The organism is Methylobacterium sp. EM32 (assembly GCF_040593685.1).
GTDB lineage: Bacteria > Pseudomonadota > Alphaproteobacteria > Rhizobiales > Beijerinckiaceae > Methylobacterium.
Genome location: NZ_JBEXZS010000087.1, coordinates 1 through 21,019, shown reverse-complemented (window position 1 = coordinate 21,019; position 21,019 = coordinate 1). Strand labels below are relative to the sequence as shown.

Annotated in this window: 16 protein-coding genes and 1 tRNA gene; 11 read left to right on the top strand and 6 right to left on the bottom strand. The window is 70.8% G+C overall.

The window, feature by feature from the left end; translation table 11 throughout:
* The first annotated feature begins 127 nt into the window (after positions 1–127).
* The 6 genes from ABZT49_RS12695 (at position 128) to denD (ending at position 8,656) form a co-directional block, all read left to right on the top strand.
* Entirely contained in the window at positions 128–1,939 is a 1,812-nt protein-coding gene (locus tag ABZT49_RS12695) for an IlvD/Edd family dehydratase (RefSeq protein WP_355286424.1), read from the top strand.
* A 619-nt stretch (positions 1,940–2,558) separates the two neighbouring features.
* Positions 2,559–4,526 carry a methyl-accepting chemotaxis protein gene (locus ABZT49_RS12690; RefSeq protein ID WP_355286423.1) on the top strand — a complete coding sequence of 656 codons (1,968 nt, stop codon included), beginning with the start codon at positions 2,559–2,561 and terminating at the stop codon, positions 4,524–4,526.
* Between the two features lie 76 nt (positions 4,527–4,602).
* Positions 4,603–5,469 carry an isocitrate lyase/phosphoenolpyruvate mutase family protein gene (locus ABZT49_RS12685; RefSeq protein WP_355286422.1) on the top strand — a complete coding sequence of 289 codons (867 nt, stop codon included), beginning with the start codon at positions 4,603–4,605 and terminating at the stop codon, positions 5,467–5,469.
* Positions 5,466–6,623 (top strand): GNAT family N-acetyltransferase, encoded by a 1,158-nt coding sequence (locus tag ABZT49_RS12680; protein WP_355286421.1) that lies wholly within the window; start codon positions 5,466–5,468, stop codon positions 6,621–6,623. The genes ABZT49_RS12685 and ABZT49_RS12680 overlap by 4 nt, the downstream gene beginning before the upstream one ends.
* Positions 6,624–6,687: 64 nt before the next feature.
* Positions 6,688–7,434, top strand: coding sequence for an SDR family oxidoreductase (locus ABZT49_RS12675; protein ID WP_355286420.1), 747 nt, complete (start codon positions 6,688–6,690; stop codon positions 7,432–7,434).
* A gap of 238 nt (positions 7,435–7,672) precedes the next feature.
* A complete protein-coding gene (denD, locus tag ABZT49_RS12670) occupies positions 7,673–8,656 on the top strand; it encodes a D-erythronate dehydrogenase (protein ID WP_355286419.1) in 984 nt (327 codons plus the stop codon).
* Positions 8,657–8,967: 311 nt separating this feature from the next.
* On the opposite strand, the gene gltA is transcribed toward denD, so the two are convergent.
* Together gltA and gltX are read right to left on the bottom strand one after the other, a co-directional pair.
* Complete coding sequence (gltA, locus tag ABZT49_RS12665) at positions 8,968–10,260, bottom strand: citrate synthase (protein WP_355286418.1); 1,293 nt, start codon at positions 10,258–10,260, stop codon at positions 8,968–8,970.
* Between the two features lie 239 nt (positions 10,261–10,499).
* On the bottom strand, positions 10,500–11,921 hold the full coding sequence (gltX, locus tag ABZT49_RS12660) for a glutamate--tRNA ligase (RefSeq protein WP_355286417.1): 1,422 nt from the start codon (positions 11,919–11,921) through the stop codon (positions 10,500–10,502).
* 194 nt (positions 11,922–12,115) lie between these two features.
* Between gltX and ABZT49_RS12655 the strand changes: the two genes are divergently transcribed.
* Positions 12,116–14,383: a ComEC/Rec2 family competence protein gene (locus tag ABZT49_RS12655; RefSeq protein WP_407943493.1), complete on the top strand. Its 2,268-nt coding sequence runs from the start codon at positions 12,116–12,118 to the stop codon at positions 14,381–14,383.
* Between the two features lie 284 nt (positions 14,384–14,667).
* Positions 14,668–14,985, top strand: a complete 318-nt coding sequence (locus ABZT49_RS12650) for a helix-turn-helix transcriptional regulator (RefSeq protein ID WP_355286416.1) — start codon at positions 14,668–14,670, stop codon at positions 14,983–14,985.
* Between the two features lie 33 nt (positions 14,986–15,018).
* On the opposite strand, the gene otnK is transcribed toward ABZT49_RS12650, so the two are convergent.
* From otnK to ltnD, 3 genes are all read right to left on the bottom strand, one after another.
* On the bottom strand, positions 15,019–16,287 hold the full coding sequence (gene otnK, locus ABZT49_RS12645) for a 3-oxo-tetronate kinase (protein WP_355286415.1): 1,269 nt from the start codon (positions 16,285–16,287) through the stop codon (positions 15,019–15,021).
* Positions 16,284–17,066, bottom strand: a complete 783-nt coding sequence (otnI, locus tag ABZT49_RS12640; protein WP_355286414.1) for a 2-oxo-tetronate isomerase — start codon at positions 17,064–17,066, stop codon at positions 16,284–16,286. The genes otnK and otnI overlap by 4 nt, the downstream gene beginning before the upstream one ends.
* A gap of 247 nt (positions 17,067–17,313) precedes the next feature.
* Positions 17,314–18,285 carry an L-threonate dehydrogenase gene (gene ltnD, locus ABZT49_RS12635; RefSeq protein WP_355286413.1) on the bottom strand — a complete coding sequence of 324 codons (972 nt, stop codon included), beginning with the start codon at positions 18,283–18,285 and terminating at the stop codon, positions 17,314–17,316.
* Between the two features lie 133 nt (positions 18,286–18,418).
* On the opposite strand from ltnD, the gene ABZT49_RS12630 reads away from it, so the two are divergent.
* The 3 genes from ABZT49_RS12630 to ABZT49_RS12620 all read left to right on the top strand — a co-directional run bounded on the left by ABZT49_RS12630 (position 18,419) and on the right by ABZT49_RS12620 (position 20,900).
* The gene (locus tag ABZT49_RS12630; RefSeq protein WP_407943496.1) at positions 18,419–19,465 is read left to right on the top strand and encodes a LacI family DNA-binding transcriptional regulator; all 1,047 of its coding nucleotides are present in this window, start codon (positions 18,419–18,421) and stop codon (positions 19,463–19,465) included.
* Positions 19,466–19,467: 2 nt separating this feature from the next.
* On the top strand, positions 19,468–20,154 hold the full coding sequence (locus tag ABZT49_RS12625; protein WP_355286471.1) for an aldolase: 687 nt from the start codon (positions 19,468–19,470) through the stop codon (positions 20,152–20,154).
* Positions 20,155–20,432: 278 nt separating this feature from the next.
* On the top strand, positions 20,433–20,900 hold the full coding sequence (locus ABZT49_RS12620) for a hypothetical protein (RefSeq protein WP_355286411.1): 468 nt from the start codon (positions 20,433–20,435) through the stop codon (positions 20,898–20,900).
* Positions 20,901–20,931: 31 nt separating this feature from the next.
* On the opposite strand, the gene ABZT49_RS12615 is transcribed toward ABZT49_RS12620, so the two are convergent.
* Positions 20,932–21,007: transfer RNA gene (locus ABZT49_RS12615), tRNA-Glu, on the bottom strand.
* Positions 21,008–21,019 lie beyond the last annotated feature (12 nt).

Here is a 21,019-nt window from a genome sequence, read left to right as displayed (position 1 = left end):
TCTCGGCGTCGCAGCCGCGGGGGCGCCGGCCATGCGCACGGCGGTGTTGCCTTCCTGCACCGGCCGGGTCCATAGGTTCCCCGGAACGGTTCTCGACAAGAACGAACTCGGGAAGGACGACCCCGCCATGGCCCAGACGCCGCGCCCCCGCATCGACGCCAGCCGCCTGCGTTCGCGCCTCTGGTTCGACAACCCGGACAACCCGGGCATGACCGCGCTCTACCTCGAGCGCTACCTCAATTTCGGCCTCACGGTGGGCGAGCTGCGCGGCGGCAAGCCGCTGATCGGCATCGCCCAGACCGGCTCGGACCTCTCGCCCTGCAACCGCCACCATCTCGAGCTCGCCAAGCGCGTGCGCGAGGGCATCACCGCGGCCGGCGGCGTGGCGTTCGAGTTCCCGTGCCATCCGATCCAGGAGACCGGCAAGCGGCCGACCGCCGCGCTCGACCGCAACCTCGCCTACCTGTCGCTGGTCGAGGTGCTGTACGGCTACCCCCTCGACGGCGTCGTGCTGCTCACCGGCTGCGACAAGACCATGCCGGCCTGCCTGATGGCGGCGGCCACCGTGAACATCCCGACGATCTCGCTCAATGTCGGCCCGATGCTGAACGGCTGGAGCCGCGGCGAGCGCACCGGTTCGGGCACCGTGGTGTGGAAGGCCCGCGAGCGCCACGCCGCCGGCGACATCGACTACCAGCAGTTCCTCGACATCGTGGCCTCGTCGGCACCCTCGGACGGCCACTGCAACACCATGGGCACCGCCTCGACCATGAACGCGCTCGCCGAGGCGCTGGGCATGGCGCTGCCGGGCTCGGCGGCGATCCCCGCGCCCTACCGCGAGCGGGGACAAGCGGCCTACGCCACCGGCCAGCGCATCGTCGACATGGTGTGGGAGGACCTGAAGCCCTCCGACATCCTCACCCGCGAGGCGTTCGAGAACGCGATCGTCGCCAACACCGCCATCGGCGGCTCGACCAACGCGCCGATCCACATCAACGCCATCGCCAAGCTGATCGGCGTGCCGCTGACCTGCGACGACTGGGAGCGCGTCGGCTACGACATCCCGCTCCTCGTCAACATGCAGCCCGCCGGCCACTATCTCGGCGAGGAGTATTTTCGCGCAGGCGGCCTGCCGGCGGTGATGTCCGAGCTGCTCGAGGCCGGCAAGCTCCACGCCGACGTGCTGACCTGCAACGGCAAGACCGTGGCGGAGAATTGCGCCGGCGCCCAGACCTGGGATCGCGACGTCATCAAGCCCTATAACGAGCCCCTGCGCGAGCGCGCCGGGTTCCTCAACCTCAAGGGCTCGCTGTTCGATTCCGCGATCATGAAGACCAGCGTCATCAGCCGCGAGTTCTACGATCGCTACCTCGCCAACCCGGACGACCCCTACGCCTTCGAGGGTCGCGTCGTGGTGTTCGACGGGCCGGAGGATTACCACCACCGCATCGACGATCCGGCGCTGGAGATCGACGAGCACACGGTGCTGATCATGCGCGGCGCCGGGCCGATCGGCTATCCGGGCGCGGCGGAGGTCGTGAACATGCAGCCCCCGGGCGAGCTGATCCGCAGGGGCGTGCTGTCGCTGCCCTGCATCGGCGACGGGCGCCAGTCCGGCACCTCGGGCACGCCCTCGATCCTCAATGCCTCGCCGGAAGCCGCGGCCGGCGGCGGCCTGGCGCTGCTCCAGAACGGCGACCGCGTCCGGATCGACCTCAACAAGCGCACCGCCGACATCCTGCTCCCCGAGGAGGAGATCCGGCGCCGCCGCGAGGACCTGAACGCCCGGGGCGGCTACCCCTACCCGGCGAGCCAGACCCCCTGGCAGGCGATCCAGCGCGCGATGGTCGACCAGCTCTCCGAGGGCATGATCCTCAAGGGCTCCGAGGCCTTCCAGCGCATCGCCCAGACGCACGGCGTGCCGCGCGACAACCACTGATGTCCCGCGCCCCGGGCCGATGACGGACTGGGGCGCGATCGAGAAACGCCGTTTCGAGACCGAGCGCAGGGTTTCCCCTCTCCCGTGGGCGAGGGGAGGTCCTGCGCTCTTTTTTTCGATGGTGCGGCCGGGCTATCGCTCGACGCCGCCGATCACGGTTCGCCGAAGACCATGCGGAGACCTGTGTCGACGCGCAAACGCCCCTCCTTGAACGGCTCCCCTTTCCCGGACGACCGAAGCGAAGCGGAAGAGATCTGGGATCCAGCACAAGGATTCGCCGCGAAGCGGCTCTGTCTTATGCACCGTCGCAGACAAGCAGACGCTTCGCGACTTCTCGTGCTGGATCCCGGATCTCCTTCCGCTGCCGCTTCAGTCGTCCGGGAAAGGGGAGCGATCCGGGCAAGAGGTCCGTCTCATCAGCATGGCCGTGCGCAACTTTCCTGTCTCTTGCTTCCCTGAGCCTGCGTGCTGATCCGCCATTCTGACCCAGCGTTCCGCACCGCATCATTCCGGAAATTCGAGATATATAACGGTCATATGGCGTAAAATACCGGATCTCACCGGATCTTAACGCTCATCCGGCTAACAAAAAGACCTTGTCGTCCCGATAGGTCCTTCGATGAAGCTCCGTTTCCCCAGCGTCGGTCTGCGCGCACAGATTGCGGTTCTCGGCGTCGGCGGAGTCCTTCTGCTGGGCGTCGTCTTCGGCTGGGGCTCGTGGAGCCAGGAGCGGCTCCAGGCAAGCGCTGACCGGGCCGCCGATCTCGCGGCCCGGATCACCGCCTTCGCCGACGATCTCCTCAAGGCGCATCAGGTCGAGACCGACTTCCTGCTGCACCGGAAGGACGCGCTGATCGACGAGCGCCAGGCCCTGCTGGCGAAGGCCGGCGAACGCCTCGACGAGATCGAGCGGCAGGTCGCCCCCCTGCCGGACGATGCGCCGCTCAAGGCCGCGGAGGCGCTGCGGGCCGGTCTCAACATCTACGCCACGCGCTTCCAGAACGTCGCAGCGGCGCAGCGCACCCTCGGCTTCACCGAGAAGGACGGGCTGCAGGGACGCCTGCGCGGGGCGATCCACGACGTCGAGACGCGGCTCGCCCGGATCGACGAGCCGCGCCTCGCCGTGCTGATGCTGATGATGCGGCGGCACGAGAAGGACTTCATGCTGCGGGGCGACGAGGCCTACGGCGACGCGCTGCGGGAGCGGGCGGCGGAATTCGTCGAGGCGCTGAAGGGCACGCGGCTGAGCCCGGCCGAGCGGGGTGAGATCGGCGACCTCGTCGGGCGCTACCGGGACGGCTTCATGGCCTACCTCGTCGGCGCCGGCAGCCTGAAGCAGGAAGCGGACGACCTCGCGACCCTCTATACCCGCCTCGCGCCCCGCATCGCCGCGGTCGCGCAGGCCGCCGAGGAGGAGCGCGCCAGGGCGCAAGCGGCGGTGACCGCCTCGCGGGACTGGACCGGCCGGCTGATCCTCGGCTGCATCGGCTTCGTCATGCTGTGCGCCGCCGGCCTGTCCTGGTGGGTCGGCCAGCGCATCTCCGGCCCGCTGACGCAGCTGGCCGACGCCATGGGGCGGGTCGCCGGGGGCGACCTCGCGGTCGCCGTCCCGGATTCCCGCCGCCGCGACGAGATCGGCGCCATCGGCCGCGCCTTCGCGGTGTTCCACGCCAAGATGGTCGAGAACGGCGCGCTCGTCGCCGAGCAGGCCTCCTTGCGCGCGGGCAGCGAAGCGGAGCGCCGGGCGGCGTTCCGGAATATGGCCGACCGGTTCGAGCAGGCGGTCGGTGCGGTGGTCGCGACGGTCTCGGCCTCGGCGGGCGCCCTCCAGGAGACCGCCCGCAGCATGAGCGCCGTCGCCACCGACACGGCGGAGCGCTCCGCCACCGTGGCGGCCGCCGCCGAGGAGACGGCGCGGAACGTCGAGGCGGTCTCGGCCGCGGCCGGGCAGGTCGGAACCTCGGTGACGGTGATCGGCGGGCAGGTGCGGGATTCCGCCGACCTCGCGCGGCGGGCCGTGGCCGAGACCGACGAGGCCGGCGCCACCGTCCGGGCCCTCGACGGGACCGCGGCGCGGATCGGCGACGTGGTTCAGCTGATCTCGTCCATCGCCGCCCAGACCAACCTGCTGGCGCTGAACGCCACGATCGAGGCGGCGCGGGCCGGCGAGGCAGGCCGCGGCTTCGCGGTGGTGGCGGCGGAAGTGAAGCAGCTGGCGAGCCAGACCGCGCGGGCGACTGAAGAAGTCGGCGGCCAGATCGGCGAGATCCAGGCCGCCACGGCCCGCGCCGTCGCGGCGATCGGCACGGTCACGGCACGCATCCGGGAGATCGACGGGGGCGCCGCCGCGATCGCCGCCGCGGTCGCCCAGCAGGGCGAGGCGATGCAGGAGATCGCCCGCAACGTGGCGCAGGCCGCGACCGGCACCGGTGAGGTGACGCGCACCATCGCGAGCGTCGCGCAGGATTCCGAGCAGGCCGGCGCCGCCGGCGCCGCGGTGCTGGAATCGGCCTCGGCGCTCACGCAGCAAGCCGACCGGCTCGGGGCCGAGGTCGCAGGCTTCATCGCCTCGGTGCGCGCCGCCTGACGCGCGGCGACGACCAGTTTACAGCGGCCCGCGCCCTATGAAAGGCTGGCGCTCCGATTCCCGCGAGACGACCCCGATGACCGATTTCGCCGCGCGCCGCGCCGCCTTCCGGCGGCTCCACGAGAGCGGCTGCTTCGTGATGCCGAATCCCTGGGACATCGGCACGGCCCGCTACCTCGCGGCGATGGGGTTTCCGGCGCTCGCCACCACCAGCTCCGGCTACGCGTTCACCCGCGCCCTGCCGGACACCGACTGGGCGGTGCCGCTCGAGGCGATGCTCGCCCACATCGCCGAGATCGTCGCCGCCACCGACCTGCCGGTGAACGCCGATTTCGAATCCGGCTACGCGCACGATCCCGAGGGCGTGGCCCGCAACGTCGCGGCCTGCGTCGCGACCGGAATCGCCGGGCTGTCGATCGAGGACGCCACCGGGGATCCCGCCCGGCCGCTCTACGACATCCGGGAGGGCGCCGAGCGCATCCGCGCCGCCCGCGCGGCAATCGACGCCGCGGGCGCCGACGTGATGCTGACCGGCCGGGCCGAGTGCTACCTCACCGGCCATCCCGAGCCGCTACCAGAGGCGATCCGCCGGCTCCAGGCCTATGCCGAGGCGGGGGCCGACGTGGTCTACGCGCCGGGCCCGAAACGGCGCGAGGAGATCCGCACCCTGGTCGACGCCCTGGCGCCGGTGCCGGTCAACCTCCTGATGAGCACCAATCCGGGACTCAAGGTCGCCGATCTCGAAGCCTTGGGCGTGCGCCGGATCAGCGTCGGCTCGTCGCTGGCGCGGGCGGCCTGGACCGGCTTCATCCGGGCGGCCAGGCGCATCCACGACGAGGGCAGCTTCGGCGGCTTTGACGGTTCGGTGAGTTTTTCGGAGATCAACGGCTTCTTCCGCCAGGATCTCAAGGCGCGAGACCCGAAGGAGCAGGGCGGCGCATGAGCCAGGACCGCGATCCCGTCACCGGCCTGCCGATCGGCCGGCCCGTCGCCATCACCGCCCCGGCCCCCGCGCCGGAGCGGATCCGTCTGGAGGGGCGCCACGTCACGATCGTGCCCCTCGACGCGGCCCACGCCGCCGACCTCGCCGAGGGCGCGGTCGGGCCGGGCCGGGAGGCCCTGTGGCAGTACATGGCCGCTGGGCCGTTCGACGATCCTGAGAGCTTCCAGGCCTACATCGCGGCCTGCGCCGCCTCGGCCGATCCGCTGTTCTACGCCATCCTCGACGCCCAGACGGCCAAGGCGATCGGCCATGCCTCCCTGATGCGGATCGACCGGGCGAACCGGGTGATCGAGGTCGGCAACATCCTCTACACCCCGGCGCTCCAGCGCACGCCCGGCGCCACCGAGGCGATGCGGCTCCTCGCCGGTTACGTCTTCGACCTCGGCTATCGCCGCTACGAGTGGAAGTGCAACGCCCTCAACGCGCCCTCGCGGCGCGCGGCCGAGCGCCTGGGCTTCTCCTACGAGGGGCTGTTTCGCCAGGCGGTGATCGTCAAGGGCCGCAACCGCGACACGGCGTGGTTCTCGATGCTCGACGGCGAGTGGCCGCAGCTCGCCCAGGGCTTCGACCGTTGGCTCGCGCCCGACAACCTCGAAGGCGGACAGTCCCTGCGCCTCGGCGCGCTCAACCGGGCGACGATCCCCGGCACCTCCTTGCGGCGGGCGACCAATGCGGACGAGAGCGCCCTCGCGGCCCTTCAGGAAGCCGCCTACGCGCCGAACCGCCCGCTCCTCGGCGTCGAGCCGGTACCGCTCCTCACGCCGGCCGCCGAGGTGCTGGCGCGCTATGAGGTCTGGCTGCCCGACCAGGACGAAAAGCCCGCCGGCGCCCTGATCCTCGACCCGACGCCCGATCACCTGATGATCTGGAGCGTGTCGGTCGATCCGGCGCATCAGGGATCGGGCCTCGGCAACGCCCTGCTGGCGGCGGCCGAGGCGAGGGCGCGGGACCTCGACCTGTCGTGCCTGCGGCTCTACACCGGGGACAAGCTCGTGCGGAACATCGACTGGTACGCGCGGCGGGGCTACGCCACCGAGCGGGTCGAGGATCTGCCGGACCGGCGCCTGGTCCACATGCTCAAGCGCCTCGCCTGAGGCGCCACGGTTTCACGAACAAGCCCCGCCGGCGAGCGGGGCACGACACAAGCGGGAGGACAGAATGGCGGGACGTCTGACGGGCAAGCGCGCGGTCGTGACGGCGGCGGGCCAGGGGATCGGACGCGCCATCGCGGCGGCGTTCCTCGCCGAGGGCGCGGAGGTGCTGGCGACCGATCTCGATGCGGGGAAGCTCGAGAGCTTGAAGGGTGCGCAGGCCGCCGCCCTCGACGTGCGCTCGGATGCGGCGGTGGCGGAATTCGCGAAGGGCGCCGGCCCGGTCGACGTGCTGGTGAACGCCGCGGGCTTCGTCCATCACGGCACCATCCTCGACTGCACCGACGCCGAGTGGGACCTCGCCTTCGACCTCAACGTGCGCTCGATGCACCGCACCATCCGGGCCTTCCTGCCCGGCATGCTGGAGCGCGGCAACGGCTCGATCGTCAACATCGCCTCGGCCGTCGGCGCCGATGCCACCGCGCCCAACCGCTACGTCTACGGCGCCTCGAAGGCGGCGGTGGTCGGCCTGACCAAGGCGGTGGCGCGGGACTTCATCCGCAGCGGCGTGCGGGCGAACGCGATCTGCCCCGGCACGATCCAGTCGCCCTCCCTCGACGACCGCATCGCGGCGCTGGCGGAGATGAACAAGACCTCGGTCGAGGCCGCCCGCCAGGCCTTCATCGACCGCCAGCCGATGGGCCGGCTCGGCACGCCGGAGGAGATGGCCCTGCTCGCCGTCTACCTCGCCTCCGACGAGTCCCGCTTCACCACCGGCCAGACCCACGTCGCCGATGGCGGCTTCACGCTCTGAGAACTTCTTTCACTCGCAGCCACGGTACCGCGAGCATCGATTTCTCCCACCCGCAACCTCATCCTGAGGTGCTCACGCAGTGAGCCTCGAAGGAGGCCTCCACAAGCCTGAGACATCTCTGGAGGTCTCTTCGAGGTCAGTCGATCCATGATCGACTGACACCTCAGGATGAGGTGAGGGTGGGACGACGATGCGAACGAAGCCGAACTGGCTCTGACGACGCGAAGGACATCATCCCATGCATATCCTCATCCTCGGCGCCGCCGGCATGGTCGGGCGCAAGCTCCTCGACCGGCTGGTCAAGGACGGCTCGCTCGGCGGCGAGACGATCTCGCGCCTGACCCTGCACGACGTGGTGCCGCCCGAGGCACCCGCCGGCACCGCGATCCCGGTCTCGCTCTCGGCCTCCGACTTCTCCGATCCCGGCGAGGCCGAGCGCCTGGTCGCCGGCCGGCCGGACGTGATCTTCCACCTCGCGGCGATCGTGTCCGGCGAGGCCGAGGCCGATTTCGACAAGGGCTACCGGATCAACCTCGACGGCACGCGCCGCCTCTACGACGCGGTGCGGGCGATCGGCGAGGGCTACAAGCCGCGCTTCGTCTTCACCTCGTCGGTGGCGGTGTTCGGGGCGCCGATGCCCGACCCGATCCCCGACGAATACCTGACGGCGCCGCTCACCAGCTACGGCACCCAGAAGGCGATCGGCGAGCTGCTGCTCTCCGATTACAGCCGGCGGGGGATCTTCGACGGCGTCGGTATCCGCCTCCCCACCATCTGCGTGCGGCCGGGCAAGCCCAACAAGGCGGCCTCGGGCTTCTTCTCCGGCATTATCCGCGAGCCGCTGGCCGGCCAGGAGGCGGTGCTGCCGGTCTCCGACCAGGTCCGCCACTGGCACGCCTCGCCGCGCTCGGCGGTCGGCTTCCTGATCCATGCCGCGACGATCGACACGAAGCGTCTGGGAGATCGCCGCAACCTGACCATGCCGGGCGTCGGCGCCACGGTGGCCGAGCAGATCGAGGCCCTGCGCCGCGCCGCGGGCGACTCGGCCGTCGCCCGCATCCGCCGCGAGCCCGATCCGACGATCGAACGCATCGTCTCCGGCTGGCCCCGCACCTTCGACGCGCGCCGCGCGCTGGAGCTCGGCTTCAAGGCCGAGCCCGATTTCGACGCCATCGTGCGGGCGCATATCGAGGACGAGCTGGGCGGGAAGGTGCCGGCGTAACGGGCTGAAAGCACTCTCGGCGGATACATCAATCCGCCGAGAGTCAAAGTTCTCCGCCCCCTTTCCCGGACGACTGTAGCGTCAGCGGAAGGAGATCCGGGATCCAGCATAAGAAATCGCGAAGCGTCCGCTTGTCTGCCACGGTGCAGTATGCAGAGCCGCTGCGCGGCACTTGCTTCGCTGGATCCCGGATCTCCTTCCACTTCGTTTCAGTCGTCCGGGAAAGGGAGCGGTGTTGTTTTGGTGGTCGCACAAACAGAAACGGGCGGCACGCGCGTGCCGCCCGTTCTCATATCCGGATGCCCGAGGCTTCAGCCGCGCTGAGCCACCGTGACGTAATCCCGCTTCGGAGCGCCGGTATAGAGTTGGCGCGGACGGCCGATCTTCTGGGACGGGTCTTCGATCATCTCGGCCCACTGGCTGATCCAGCCAACGGTGCGGGCGAGGGCGAACAGCACCGTGAACATCGAGGTCGGGAAGCCCATCGCCTTGAGCGTGATGCCCGAGTAGAAGTCGATGTTCGGGTAGAGCTTCTTCTCGATGAAGTACTCGTCCTTGAGGGCGATCTGCTCCAGCTCCATCGCGACGTCGAGCAGCGGGTCGTCCTTGATGCCGAGCTCGCTCAGCACCTCGTGCGTGGTCTTCTGCATGATGCGGGCGCGCGGGTCGTAGTTCTTGTAGACCCGGTGACCGAAGCCCATCAGGCGGAAGGGATCGTTCTTGTCCTTCGCCTTGGCGACGTATTCGGAGACGCGCTCCGGCGTGCCGATCTCGGCCAGCATCTTCAGCGCCGCCTCGTTGGCGCCGCCATGCGCGGGCCCCCACAGGCAGGCGATGCCGGCGGCGATGCAGGCGAAGGGGTTGGCGCCCGAGGAGCCGGCCAGACGCACCGTCGAGGTCGAGGCGTTCTGCTCGTGGTCGGCGTGCAGGATGAAGATCCGGTCGAGCGCGCGCGACAGCACCGGGTTGGGCTGGTACTCCTCGCACGGCACCGCGAAACACATCCGCAGGAAGTTCGAGGTATAGTCGAGGTCGTTCTTCGGATACACGAAGGGTTGGCCGATCGTGTACTTGTACGCCATGGCCGCGAGCGTCGGCATCTTGGCGATCATGCGCATGGAGGCGATCATGCGCTGCTTCTCGTCCGTGATGTCGGTCGAGTCGTGGTAGAACGCCGAGAGCGCGCCGACCGAGGCCACCATGACGGCCATCGGGTGGGCGTCGCGGCGGAAGCCCTGGAAGAACCGGTTCATCTGGTCATGCACCATGGTGTGGCGCGTGACGCGGTAATCGAAATCGGCCTTCTGGGCCGCGGTCGGCAGCTCGCCGTACAGCAGCAGGTAGCAGGTCTCGAGGAAGTCGCCGTGCTCGGCCAGCTGCTCGATCGGGTAACCCCGGTACAGCAGCACGCCCTCGTCGCCGTCGATGTAGGTGATCTTCGACTCGCACGAGGCGGTCGAGGTGAAGCCCGGGTCGTAGGTGAACTGGCCGGTCTGCGCGTAGAGCTTGCTGATGTCGATGACGCTCGGACCGATCGTACCGGCCTTGGTGGGCATCTCGATCGCGCGGCCGTTCACCGTGAGGGTGCTGGTGGGGAGGCTCATGGGGTTGCGGACCCTTTCATCAACGTGACTGAGCGTTGGCGCCTCGACCGCGGCCCCCGGGGCAGGGCGGCGACTTTGCTGCGGGTGCTCACTCGCCGACCGGGTTAGCGGATCGTCGCACCGGCATCAACCGCGGCCCCCCGCACGGGTGACAGAATTCATGATCTGTTCAGAGGCCCTCGGATCGGGCTTGGATCGCCCCCCGCGACGGTGGATTCGCGAGGGGCGTGCCGTCGGCCCTACGCTGCAACCTGCTCGCGCAGGCGCTCCAGGCTCTCCTCGCGGCCGAGCACCGCCATCACGTCGAAGAGCGGCGGCGAGGTCGTCCGGCCGGTGAGCGCGGCCCGCAGGGGCTGGGCCACCTGTCCGAGCTTGACCCCGGCGGTCTCGGCGAAATGCCGCACCGCACCCTCGGTCGAGGCGGCGCTCCACTCGTTCAACGCTTCGAGGTGCGTGAGCGCGCCGGCCAGCCGCTCGCGCCCGCCATTGCCGAGGAGGCCGGTCGCCTTCTCGTCGAGGGCGAGCGGGCGCGGCGCGTAGAGGTAGTAGGCGCTGTCGACGAGCTCGATCAGGGTCTTGGCCCGCTCCTTCAGTCCCGGCATCGCGGCGATGAATTTTTCCCGCAAGGCCGGATCGAGGGGAGCCGAGAGACCCCAGCGCTGCCCTTGCGTCGGCAGGATCGCCTCGATCGCCTCCACCAGCGCCTCGTTCGAGGACGAGCGGATGTAGTGCCCGTTCAGGTTCTCGAGCTTGGCGAAGTCGAACCGGGCCGGCGAGCGCCCGACCGAGCCGAGATCGAAGGCGGCGATCATCTCCTCGGTGGAAAAAATCTCCTGGTCGCCGTGGCTCCAGCCGAGGCGCACGAGATAGTTGCGCAGAGCGACCGGGAGGTAGCCGAGGTCGCGATAGGCGTCGACGCCGAGCGCCCCGTGGCGCTTCGAGAGCTTCGCCCCGTCCGGCCCGTGGATCAGCGGGATGTGCGACATGTTCGGCACGTCCCAGCCGAGCGCCTGGTAGATCTGGGTCTGGCGCGCCGCGTTGGTCAGGTGGTCGTCGCCGCGGATGACGTGGGTCACGCCCATGTCGTGGTCGTCGACCACCACCGCCAGCATGTAGGTCGGCGTGCCGTCCGAGCGCAGCAGGACGAGGTCGTCGAGGTCCTTGTTCTGCCACACCACCCGGCCCTGCACCGCGTCCTCGACCACGGTCTCGCCGTCGGTGGGGGCGCGAAGCCGGATCACCGGCTTGACGCCGGCCGGGGCCTCGGACGGGTCGCGGTCGCGCCAGCGGCCGTCGTAGCGGATCGGCTTGCCCTCGCGGCGGGCCGCCTCGCGCATCTCGGTCAGCTCGTCGGGCGTGGCGTAGCAGTGATAGGCCCGGCCGGCCGCGAGCAGCCCCTCCGCCACCTCGCGGTGCCGGGCGGCCCGGGCGAACTGGTAGACTACGTCGCCGTCCCAATCGAGGCCGAGCCAGTTGAGCCCGTCGAGGATCGCGTCGATGGCTCCCTGCGTCGAGCGCTCGCGGTCGGTGTCCTCGATGCGCAGCAGCATCCGGCCGCCGTGCCGGCGGGCGTAGAGCCAGTTGAACAACGCCGTGCGACCCCCGCCGATGTGGAGGAAGCCCGTGGGCGACGGGGCAAAGCGGGTGACGACGGAGGACATGCGCGACGTGAACCGGGTGAGAGCGAAAAAACGGTGTGGCCGGGGCCGTTAGGGCAGGGCTGCTCGAGTCGACCCGCCGGCGCCGGGTCCTGTAGCATGCGCGGGACGAGCCGTTAAGAAACCGTCTTCCGGGCCGTCCCGTCACGGCGGGATCAGCGGCGGTTGGGCGCAGCCTCGTCGGGTCGGGACGCGGGATGGCGGGGCCGGGGGCAGGAACGGGAGCCGTGGCGCGCCGGTTGCGCGCGATGCCGGCGCCCGTGCTGCTGCTGCCGGCTTTGGGCGGCTGGTTCTCCGCCGGCCTCGCGCAGGAGGCCGCGCAGCGCCGGCTGTTTCCCTGGCTCGCCGTCGCCTTCGGTGGCGGGGCGCTCCTGTTCCTCACCGTGGCGGACGGCCCGGCCGTGCTCGCCGCGCCGCTCGGCACCGGGCTCGTCCTCGCCGGGGCCGCCTTCGGCCTGCGCGCCCGGGCGGTGGCGCCGGCCCTGCTGCTCGCTGCCGCCTTCGCGTTCTTCGGCTTTTCCGCCGCCGCCTACCGCACCGCCAGCGTCGCCGCGCCGGTCCTCGCCCGCACGGTGATCGCGCCGCTCCACGGCTTCGTCGAGGCGCTGGAGGAGCGGGAGGAGGGCGCGCGGCTGGTGGTGCGCGTCCTGCGGCTCGGCGAGATGCCCGTCTCCGAGCGCCCGGCCCGGGTGCGGGTCTCGTACCGCCGCGCCGACAACCTGAAACCCGGCGACTACATCGAGGCCAAGGCGCGCCTGCTGCCCCCGCCGGAGCCGGCCCGGCCCGGCGGCTACGATTTCTCCCGCGACGCGTATTTTCGCGGGATCGGCGCCGTCGGCTCGCTCCTCGGCCAGGCGGCGGTGAAGCCGCCACCGGAGCCCGCACCGCTCGCCCTGCGCCTCGCCGCCGGCCTCGACGAGGCCCGCAACGCGCTCACTCGCCGCATCGCCGAGTCCAATGGCGGCCAACCCGGCGCGGTGGCGGCAGCCCTCGTCACCGGCAAGCGCGGCCTCATCGACCAGCCGACCAACGACGCCCTGCGGGCGGCCGGCATCTATCACGTCGTGTCGATCTCCGGGTTGCACATGGTGCTGGCCGCCGGCGTGGTGTTCTGGCTCGCCCGGGCGCTCCTCGCCCTGGTCCCCGGCCTGGCGCTGGCTTGGCCGATCAAGAAGATCTCCGCCGGCCTCGCCATGCTCGGGGTCACCGCCTACTGTGCCTTCTCGGGCTGGGACCTCGCCGCCGAGCGCTCCCTGGTGATGACCCTGGTGATGCTCGGCGCGATCCTGGTCGACCGGCCGGCGCTCAGCCTGCGCAACCTCGCGCTCGCCGCCCTGATCTCGCTCACCCGCGAGCCGGACGGGTTGCTCGGCCCGAGCTTCCAGATGTCGTTCGGGGCGGTGGCCGGGCTCATCGCCTGCGCGAAGCTGATCGACGGGCGGCTGTGGAACCCGGAGGGGGCAGGGCCGGTCACCCGGGCGCTCGCCTGGTGCCTCGCCACGGTGATCGGCACGCTGGCCACCACCCTCGTGGCGCAGGTCGCCACCGCGCCCTTCGCCACCTACCATTTCCAGACCGTGCAGCCCTTCGGCGTCGTCGGCAACGCGCTGACCCTGCCGCTCGTCTCGCTGGTGGTGATGCCGGCGGCGGTGCTCGGCATCCTGGCCTATCCCTTCGCCCTCGACCGGCCGGTCTGGTGGGCGATGGGGCTCGCCGTGCGCGGCATGCTCGACATCTCGACTTGGATCCAGGGCTTCGACCGGGCGACGGTCGTGCTGCCGGCCTTCGGCCCGGAGGCGCTGGGGCTGATGAGCGTGGCCCTGCTGCTCCTGGTGCTGCCGGTCTCCGGCCTGCGCTGGCTCGGCCTCGCCCCCGGCCTCCTCGGCCTCGCGCTGGCGGCGTCGCCGGAGCGCCGCGACCTCTATGTCGACCGCGAGGGCGGCGGCGCGGCCCTGCGCGGGGCGGACGGGCGCCTCGTGGTTCTGGGGCGGCCCCCCGCCTTCGTGCTCGAACAGTGGCTCAAGGCCGACGGCGACGGCCGCTCCCGCGACGATCCCGGGCTCACCGCCGGCGCCCGCTGCGACAAGCTCGGCTGCGTCGGCCACGGGCCCCGGGGCGTCAGCGTGGCGCTGGTCCGCGACAAGCGCGCCTTTCCGGAGGATTGCGCCCGCGCGACCGTGGTGGTGAGCCGGCTGCCGGCGCCGCCGGGCTGCGCCGCTTCGCACATCCTCGACAAGACATTCCTGGCGGCGCACGGGGCGACGACCCTGCGCTTCACCACCGACGGCCCGGTGATCGAGACCGCCAAGCGGCCGGGAGAGACGCGGCCGTGGCGGCCGGCGCCGGTCGTGGCGGCGCCTGCGCCGCCGGTGGTTGTCGCGCCGGTGCCGAGCGTGGCGCCGCGGCCGGTGCCGCCGCCCGCCGCGCCCGAGGGGGAAGAGGCGGAGGGGCAGGGTGAGCCGTGACGCGATATTTTCCGGACCTGATCGCATTAGGACAGAGCGCGTCTCCCCTCTCCCGTGTGGGAGAGGGGTCGGGGGTGAGGGTGCTACGGCTCTGAGTCTGGCACCAAACGTTGAGCTGCCAGCACAACGGTTAGAGCTTCACACTGCGGCGTGTCACCCTCACCCCTACCCCTCTCCCACACGGGAGAGGGGATCCCGCGCTTCATTTGTTCCAGAAAAGAACGAGCGAGGGTCGTATGACGTGATCCATGATCTTACGTAAGGAGAGTGCAGGAGGCCTTACGATGAGCAACGACGATCTCGACCTCGTCCACGGAAGCGGGAACGTCTATCGCGACCTGAAGCGCCCGCATCCGGATCTCGAACAGGCACGCACCCTCATCGCCGCGCAGATCATCCGGACGCTCGACGGGCGTGGCCTCACCATCCGCGACGCCGAGGCTGCGACGGGGGTGGCGCATAGCGATTTCTCCTGCATCCGCAACGGCCAGCTGCGGCGCTTCACCCTCGACCGGCTGATGACGATCCTGGAGAAGCTAGACGGCGACCTTGAGGTAAGGCTGGTGATGCAGCCCCGCCGCTCCGAGGCCCGCGCGACCTGACCGGACGGAGCCCGGCCGGGCCGCGCAACGACACTACGGCATCAACTTCAGCGCATCGGCGAAGAAGTCCGGCCCGCCGAAATTGCCCGACTTGAGCGCCAGCCACATGTCCCGGTCGGTGGTGCGCAGGACCGGCACGCCGGCGGCGATCTCGGGGCCGACGCGGAAGGCCGGCAGACCGAGGCGGTCGACCACGGCGCCGGAGGTCTCGCCCCCCGCCACCACCAGGCGGCGCACGCCGTGGGCGACCAGCCCCTCGGCGATCCGCGCCATCGCGGCCTCGATGGCGTGGCCGGCGGCGTCGCGGCCGTACTTGGCCTGGACCGCGGCCACGTCCTCCGGGCCGGCGCTGCTGGCGATCAGCACCGGACCGTCGCCGATCCGCTCCTTCGCCCAGGCCAGCGCCGCGCCGGCCTCGTCCGCGCCGGCGAGCAGCCGCGCCGGATCGAGGCGGCGCACCGGCATCGCGGCCTCGGCCCGGGCGATCTGCCCGAGCGTCGCCTGCGAGCAGCTGCCGGCGAGGCAGGCCGCCGGGCCGCCGATCGGCCCGCCGAGGTCGGACTCCGCGGCCGCCGGCGCGACCCGGCCCGAGGAGACGAGCGCGCGGGCGAGGCCGAGGCCCAGGCCCGAGGCGCCGGTCGACACCTTTCGCGTGAGGGCGGCCGCACCCAGAACCGCGAGGTCGCGGTCGAGCACCGCGTCGGCGATGGCCGCCCCCTTGCCCTCGCGGGCGAGCGCGTCGAGCCGGGCGCTCACCGCCTCCGCGCCCAGCGCCACCGTCGCGAGGTCGATCAGCCCGACGTCGGACCGGCTCTGGCGCGCCAGCACCCGCACGAGGTTCGAATCCCGCATCGGGTTGAGCGGGTGGTCCTTCAGCGGACTCTCCGCGAGCGGCACCGCGCCGACGAAGAGGTGGCCGAGATAGACCGTGCGCGCCGTCTCCGGGAAGGCCGGGGTGACGAGGGCAATCGCCTCGCCGGCATCCGCGCGCAGGGCGTCCGTCACCGGGCCGATATTGCCGGCATCGGTCGAATCGAAGGTCGAGCAGACCTTGAACAGCAGGTGGCCGGCGCCCCGGGCGTTCAGCCACGCCGCGGCCTCGCGCGAGCGCGCCACCGCTTCCCCGGCGGGGATCGAGCGGCTCTTGAGCGAGACCACCACGGCGTCGACCTCGGGCAGCGCGAGATCGTCCGCCGGCACCCCGATAGTCTGGACCGTGCGCAGTCCCGCCTTGGTCAGGGTGTTGGCGAGGTCGGAGGCGCCGGTATAGTCGTCGGCGATGCAGCCCAGCGCCAGGGTCATGTCCGTGCTCCCTTGTAGGGGGCGAACCAGCCGAGCCCTTCGCGCGTGCCGGCCCGCGGATTGTACTCGCAGCCGATGAAGCCGTCATAGCCGAGCCGGTCGAGCTCGGCGAACAGGAAGGCGTCGTTCATCTCGCCGCTGCCGGGCTCGTGCCGCTCCGGCACGCTCGCGGTCTGGACGTGGCCGACGATCGGCATCAGCGCGCGCAACCGCATGGTCACGTCGCCGTGCAGGATCTGGCAATGGTAGAGGTCGAACTGGAGCTTCAGGTTCGGCAGCGCCAGCTCGCGGATCAGGTCGGCGGCGTAAGCAAAATCGTTGAGGAAGTAGCCCGACATGTTGCGGGCGTTGATCGGCTCGAGGACGAGGTCGAGGCCTGCCTTTTGCAGGCGCTCCGCCGTCCAGGCGACGGCGCGGCGATAGGAATCCTGCGCTCGCCGGTCGGTGCGATCGGCCATGCCGGCCATCAGGTGCAGGCGCTTGACGCCCGTCGCGCGGGCGTAACCGAGCGCCGTCTCGACGCCGCCCTTCAGCTCCTCGAACCGGTCGGGCAGGGCCGCGAGGCCGCGCTCGCCGGCGGCCCAGTCGCCGGGGGGCAGGTTGAACAGGGCCTGGGTCAGGCGGTGCGCGTTCAAGCGCTCGCCGATCGCCTCGGGCGGATGGTCGTAGGGAAACAGGAACTCGACCGCCTCGAACCCCGCCTCGGCGGCCTGCGCGAAGCGATCGAGGAACGGGACTTCGGTGAACATCAGGGTCAGGTTCGCGGCGAAGCGCGGCATGATGATCCTCCCTCGTCAGCACCGGCGCACGTCCGGGCGCGGCGCATCTGGTTGAGCCCTGACGGCTCCCTGGCAGCACCTCCCACCCGCGACCTCATCCTGAGGTGCCGCGTAGCAGCCTCGAAGGAGGCCTCCAGGGATCACAGAGCCTTCTGGAGGCCTCCTTCGAGGCCAACCGATCTTCGATCGGCCGGCACCTCAGGATGAGGTCAAGGGTGGGATAAGTATTCGTATCGCCCGAAGAGCGTCAGCCTGCCCCGCCCGGCAGGGCCGTCCCCGTCACCTGCGCGTAGATCCGCGCCACCGAGGCGTCGTCGTCGCGGCCCATGCCGGCGCCGGCGGCCATCAGGAACATCTGGAGCGCGGCGGCCGCCACCGGCACCGGGAACTTCTGGGTCCGGGCCATGTCCTGCACGATGCCCAGGTCCTTGACGAAGATGTCGACCGCGCTGCGCGGGGCGTAATCGCCGTCGAGCACGTGCGGCATCCGGTTCTCGAACATCCAGGAATTGCCGGCAGACGCCGTGATCACCTCGTAGACCTTCCGCAGGTCGAGCCCCTGACGGGCCGCGAAGGCCATCGCCTCGCTCGCCGCGGCGATGTGCACGCCGGCGAGCAGCTGGTTGATCATCTTGAAGGCCGCGCCCTGGCCGGCGGCGTCGCCGAGCTCGTAGAGCTTGGCCGCCATGGCGTCGAGGGCGGGCTTCGCCTGCGCGAAGGCCGCCGCGCTGCCGGAGGCCAGGATCGTCAGCTCGCCCTGCGCCGCGCGCTGGGCACCGCCGCTGATCGGCGCGTCGAGGTAGTGGCGGCCGGTGGCCTCGAGCCGGGCGGCGAGGCGGCGGGCGATCTCCGGATCCATCGTGGCGCAAGAGACGAACACCGCGCCGTTCGGCATCGCCTCGGCGACGCCGCCGGGCCCGAACAGCACCGCCTCGGTCTGAGCGGCGTTGACGACGACGCAGACCACGATGCCGGCATCCGATGCCGCCTCGGCCGCGCTCGCGGCGCCACGGCCGCCCTCGGAGGCGAAACGCGCCACATTGTCGGACGTGACGTCGCTGCCGGCGACGTCGAGGCCGGCCCGGCGCAGGGCCTGCGCCATGCCGTAGCCCATCGAACCGAGGCCGATCACCGCGACGCGGGCGGGGGTGTCGCTCATGCCGTATCCTCCCTGCGGACCGTGACCGGCCCGGATCTGCGCGATCTGACGCCGCGCCATCGCCCCTAGCTCTAGCATCGATGTGGCAGCGCTGCCAATCCGGATCATGGATCCGTTGAGCCGGCCCGGGAACCGTGACATCGTGGCTTTCCCGAGCCGCCGTGACAAGGTGCCGGGCGAGACGGGAGGGCGGATGGACGAGGGGGGCAACGAGGCCTTCGCGGCCGACGAGGAGACGTTGCGGGAGGGGATCGGCCGCCGCCCGATCACGCTCGCGGACGTCGCCCGCGAGGCGCGGGTCGGCGAGAGCACGGTGTCGCGGGTCCTGCGCAGCCACGGCTCGTTCTCGGAGAAGACGCGCGCCCGGGTCGAGGCGGCGGTGGCGCGCCTCGGCTACGTGCCGAACCGCATCGCCGGGACGCTGGCCTCCACCGGCTCGCGGCTGATCGGCATCGTCATCCCGTCGCTCACCAACATCGTCTTCCCGGACCTCTTGCGCGGCGCGACCGCCGCCCTGGAGCAGGAGGGCTTCCAGTCGGTCATCGCCGTCACCGACTACGATCAGGACAAGGAGGAGGCGGTGGTCGGCTCGCTGCTGAGCTGGCGCCCGGCCGGGCTGATCGTCACCGGGCTCGAGCACAATTCGGGTACGCGGCGGCGGCTGCTCGCCAGCGGAGTGCGGGTGGCCGAGCTCCTCGACGTCGACGGGCCGGGGCTCGACATCGTGGTCGGCTATTCCAACCGAGCGGCCGGCGAGGCGAGCGCCCGCCACCTCGCCGGCCGCGGCTATCGTCGCATCGGCTATATCGGCCACGACCTGACCAAGGATAAGCGCGCCGCCAAGCGCTATGCCGGCTTTCGCGACGCCTTGGGCGCGGCCGGGCTGGCGCTCGCCGGCGAGGAGCGGGTAGCGAGCCCGTCCTCCGTCGAGGCCGGCCGACACGGGCTGGAGACCCTGCTCGCCCGTGTGCCGGACCTCGACGCAGCCTATTTCTCCAACGACGACATGGCGCTCGGCGGCTACTTCCACTGCCTCGCCCACGGCCTTTCTGTGCCGGGACGGCTGGCGCTGTTCGGCTATAACGGCCTCGATGTCGGCCGGCTGATGCCGCAGCCGCTCGCCACCATCCGCACCCCGCGGGTCGAGGCCGGCGCGACGGCGGCCCGGCTCCTCTGCACCGGAGGCCCGGCGACGGTGGTGGATCTCGGCTTCGAGCTGATCGAGGGAGCGACGGCGTGACGATTGGATCGGGCAAGAGCGAATCCTCCCTGCGCGAGGCGATCTGCCGCTTCGGCCGCTCGCTGTTCGAGCGCGGCCTGACGCCGGGTTCGTCGGGCAACATCTCGCTGCGCCTCGACGACGGCGGCTGGCTGGTGACGCCGACCAACGCCTCGCTCGGCTTCCTCGACCCAGCCCGGATCTCCCGCCTCGACCGCGACGGGCAGCTTTTGTCCGGCGACAAGCCCACCAAGGAGATTCCGCTCCACGGCGCCCTCTACGACAGCCGGGCTTCCGCGCGGGCGATCGTCCACCTCCACTCGACCCACGCCGTCGCGGTCTCGATGCTGCCGGAGATCGATCCCCGCGCGGTGCTGCCGCCGCTCACCCCCTACAGCCTGATGCGGGCCGGCGCGGTCGCCCTGGTGCCCTATTACCGTCCCGGCGACCCGGCGGTGGCGGACGCGATCCGGGGCCTGGCCGGGCAATACTCCTCCGTGCTGCTCGCCAATCACGGGCCGGTGGTAGCCGGCGAGGACCTCGAGGCCGCGGTCTTCGCCACCGAGGAGCTGGAGGAGACGGCCAAGCTCTACCTGCTCCTGCGCAACCTCAACCCGCGCCACCTGACCCCGGCGCAGGTGCAGGATCTGGTGAGCCATTTCGGGCTGACGTTGCCGGAGCATACGCACGAGCACGGGCACGAGCATTGAGGTTCTGTTTGATTGGGCCGACCGGATTGAAGTCCTCGATGTCATCCCGGGGCCGCGCAGCGGAACCCGGGATCCATAACCGCTGACGATGCAGGACGGTGCGGGCCGCGTTCCGCCTCATTCAGGTAGGTCGGCGTTTATGGATCCCGGGTTCTCGTCTTAGACGAGACTCGGGATGACATAGTAAGATAACGGCGTGTGCGCAGATCAATTGGCGCAGTCCCTCAAGCGGGCCGTGAGCTTGCGACGCTGTCCAAGGTAACGGAGTCACTGCAATCGTGGCTGACGATCGCGCGTGGTACCCCACCGACAAGGCGCTCTTCGCGCCCCTCCCGGGCGGACAAGCCGTCATCGACTGGTTCGGGTTCTGCCCGAGCTTCCACGACGCGACCCTGGACGGCATCACCATTGCGGACGGCAGCGCGTCGATCGTGCTCAAGGCGTTCCGGATGACGGACGAGATCGACGAGAACGGGTATTTCATCCTCGACCGGCACGCGCAGGTGGTGATCCACATGCGCCGCGTCACCGGACTGAGCCTGACGGGCGACGCGGTATCCATCATCTCGGAGCTGACCGTCAGACGCCTGCCTGCGACCCCGGACCGATCCGAATGGCCGACCTGCGAAGGGCCCGCCGCAGACGACATCGAGATCGCGTTCGGCACCTCGATCGGCCTCACCGAATCGTTCTACGCCAGTGAGGTCAAATTCGAGCTTCGTCCTACCGAAGAAGAACCAGCGTAGCGCGAGAAGGCTCGAAGAGATCTCCGGCCGGTGGCGCTCCCAAGGGGACTCGAACCCCTGTTTTCGCCGTGAGAGGGCGACGTCCTAGACCGCTAGACGATGGGAGCTGGCCCGGCGGG